Source organism: Fructilactobacillus sp. X3R2C1, from assembly GCF_059901235.1.
The window spans coordinates 1-3,258 of the sequence record NZ_JBWXVA010000009.1 but is presented as its reverse complement, the minus strand read 5'-3'; the positions used below and the strand labels follow the sequence as shown (position 1 = coordinate 3,258).

2 rRNA genes are annotated in these 3,258 nt (G+C 49.0%); both read left to right on the top strand.

Annotation, left to right across the window (positions count from 1 at the left end):
- Positions 1 to 151: 151 nt before the first annotated feature.
- Positions 152 to 3,069 (top strand): 23S ribosomal RNA (locus AC6UDB_RS06895).
- Between the two features lie 72 nt (positions 3,070 to 3,141).
- Positions 3,142 to 3,258: ribosomal RNA gene (gene rrf / locus AC6UDB_RS06890) — 5S ribosomal RNA — on the top strand.

Here is a 3,258-nt window from a genome sequence, read left to right as displayed (position 1 = left end):
ACTTTGTTCTTTGAAAACTAGATAATATTATTTTCTGTATTAATTATATTTTAATTATAATTTTAACCGAGAAATAACCACTACGTTATTTGAGTTTTTTAAAATAGTTTAAATCGCAAATACTCAATAACTTACATCACGAAGTGATGCAGGTTAAGTTATTAAGGGCGCATGGTGAATGCCTTGGTACTAGGAGCCGATGAAGGACGGAACTAACACCGATATGCTTCGGGGAGCTGTACGTAAGCTTTGATCCGGAGATTTCCGAATGGGGAAACCCAATCATCTTAGTCGATGATTGCACGACAGTGAATTCATAGCTGCCGTGCGGTAGACGCGGGGAACTGAAACATCTAAGTACCCGCAGGAGTAGAAAAAAATTTCGATTCCCTCAGTAGCGGCGAGCGAACGGGGAACAGCCCAAACCGATCAGTTTACTGGTCGGGGTTGTAGGACTGAACATTTGAGTTACAAAAGAATCTGATAGTCGAATCAGTTGGAAAGCTGAGCCATAGATGGTGATAGCCCAGTAGACGAAATCAGGTTCCCTCAGTTCAGGATCCTGAGTACGGCGACACACGTGAAACGTCGTCGGAAGCCGGGAGGACCATCTCCCAAGGCTAAATACTACCTAGTGACCGATAGTGAACCAGTACCGTGAGGGAAAGGTGAAAAGCACCCCGGAAGGGGAGTGAAATAGTTCCTGCAACCATGTGCCTACAAGCAGTTAGAGCCCGTTTAAGGGTGATAGCGTGCCTCTTGTAGAATGAACCGGCGAGTTATAGTTGCATGCAAGGTTAAGTTGAAAAAGCGGAGCCGAAGCGAAAGCGAGTCTGAATAGGGCGTTGAAGTATGTTGCCATAGACCCGAAACCAGGTGATCTATCCATGTCCAGGATGAAAGTGCGGTAATACGCACCGGAGGTCCGAACCCGTGTACGTTGAAAAGTGCTGGGATGAGGTGTGGATAGCGGTGAAATTCCAAACGAACTTGGAGATAGCTGGTTCTCTCCGAAATAGCTTTAGGGTTAGCCTCGGAGTTTAGAATCATGGAGGTAGAGCCACTGTTTGGACAAGGGGTCCGTCTTGGATTACTAAGTTCAGATAAACTCCGAATACCATTGATTTATATCCGGGAGTCAGACGATGAGTGATAAGATCCATCGTCGAAAGGGGAACAGCCCAGACCGCCAGTTAAGGTCCCTAAATATATGCTAAGTGGAAAAGGCAGTGGAGTTGCATAGACAACTAGGATGTTGGCTCAGAAGCAGCCACCATTTAAAGAGTGCGTAATAGCTCACTAGTCGAGTGATTCTGCGCCGAAAATTTACCGGGGCTAAGCATATTACCGAGACTGCGGACGCGACTTTGTCGCGTGATAGGAGAGCGTTCTAAGGGCAATGAAGCTAGACCGTAAGGACTAGTGGAGCGCTTAGAAGTGAGAATGCCGGTATGAGTAGCGAAAAATCAGTGAGAATCTGATTCACCGAATGACTAAGGTTTCCTGGGGAAGGCTCGTCCACCCAGGGTTAGTCGGGACCTAAGTCGAGGCCGAGAGGCGTAGACGATGGATAACAGGTTGAGATTCCTGTACTAGTTATTAACGTTTGAGTGATGGAGGAACGCAGAAGGCTAAGTTGTGCATCCTGATGGAGATGGATGTTCAAGTCGTAAGTCAGGTCAAGAGAGAAATGCTTTTGATCGAGTTGACAAGCGACGATGAGGACCGAAATTATAGTAGGGAAGTAACTGATGTCACGCTGCCGAGAAAAGCTTCTAGCGAGTTAATAACTACCCGTACCGCAAACCGACACAGGTAGTCGAGGAGAGTATCCTCAGGTGAGCGAGAGAACTCTCGTTAAGGAACTCGGCAAAATGACCCCGTAACTTCGGAAGAAGGGGTGCTGTCCTGACGGACAGCCGCAGTGAAGAGGCCCAGACGACTGTTTATCAAAAACACAGGTTTCTGCAAAATCGTAAGATGACGTATAGGGGCTGACGCCTGCCCGGTGCTGGAAGGTTAAGTGGAAGAGTTAGCTTCGGCGAAGCTCCGAAATGAAGCCCCAGTAAACGGCGGCCGTAACTATAACGGTCCTAAGGTAGCGAAATTCCTTGTCGGGTAAGTTCCGACCCGCACGAAAGGCGTAACGATCTGGGCACTGTCTCAACGAGAGACTCGGTGAAATTAAGATACCTGTGAAGAAGCAGGTTACCCGCGACAGGACGGAAAGACCCCATGGAGCTTTACTGTAGCTTGATATTGGGTGTTTGCACAGCTTGTACAGGATAGGTAGGAGCCATTGAAACCGGAGCGCTAGCTTCGGCGGAGGCGTCATTGGGATACTACCCTTGCTATGTGAACACTCTAACCCTGAGCACTCAACGTGCTCGGAGACAGTGTCTGGTTGGCAGTTTGACTGGGGCGGTCGCCTCCTAAATAGTAACGGAGGCGCCCAAAGGTTCCCTCAGAATGGTTGGAAATCATTCAAAGAGTGTAAAGGCAGAAGGGAGCTTGACTGCGAGACATACAGGTCGAGCAGGGACGAAAGTCGGGCTTAGTGATCCGGTGGTACCATATGGAAGGGCCATCGCTCAACGGATAAAAGCTACCCTGGGGATAACAGGCTTATCTCCCCCAAGAGTTCACATCGACGGGGAGGTTTGGCACCTCGATGTCGGCTCATCGCATCCTGGGGCTGTAGTTGGTCCCAAGGGTTGGGCTGTTCGCCCATTAAAGCGGTACGCGAGCTGGGTTCAGAACGTCGTGAGACAGTTCGGTCCCTATCCGTCGCGGGCGCAGGAAATTTGAGAGGAGCTATCCCTAGTACGAGAGGACCGGGATGGACATACCGCTGGTGTACCAGTTGCGCCGCCAGGCGCACAGCTGGGTAGCTATGTATGGATGAGATAAACGCTGAAAGCATCTAAGTGTGAAACTCGCCTCGAGATGAGATTTCCCATTCCTTTATGGAAGTAAGACCCCTGAAAGATGATCAGGTAGATAGGTTAGAAGTGGAAGCGTAGTGATACGTGAAGCGGACTAATACTAATCGGTCGAGGACTTAACCAAGCAAAAAGAAGTGGAAGTTAATCGGGCAGAGAAGATATTATCTAGTTTTGAGAGAACGAAGTTCTTTCTAAGTGTGGTGGCGAAAGCCTGAAGGATACACCTGTTCCCATGCCGAACACAGAAGTTAAGCTTCAGCACGCCAAGAGTAGTTGGGGGATCGCCCCCTGCAAGGGTAGGACGTTGCCACGC